This window comes from Prochlorococcus marinus (genome assembly GCF_001180245.1).
Taxonomy (GTDB): Bacteria; Cyanobacteriota; Cyanobacteriia; order PCC-6307; family Cyanobiaceae; genus Prochlorococcus_A; species Prochlorococcus_A marinus_F.
On the sequence record NZ_CVSV01000083.1, the window covers coordinates 1 to 216 of the forward strand.

The 216-nt window shown below is 37.0% G+C and carries 1 pseudogene; it reads right to left on the reverse strand.

Features of this window, described 5'->3' with window-relative positions:
• Positions 1 to 216, reverse strand: a pseudogene (locus AMO19_RS03385) (C-3',4' desaturase CrtD); the annotation flags it as partial.

Consider the following 216-nt stretch of genomic DNA (forward strand, 5'->3'; position numbering starts at 1 on the left):
GATCTTTTCACTCCCAGGAAACTGCATTTCTCGTTCAGCAATCCATTTACTTTTTTCATACCAAATAGGTATAGGATTACCACCATCATTTAAATCAACAATGCAAGCAGGGTCTAAAATTGTGGCTTCTGGGGATGGAATATCTAAAAAATCAAAAATTCTAGAATGAATTCCTCCCTTTTCTAAACCAGCAACCTGAGTTGCTCCAACATCGAA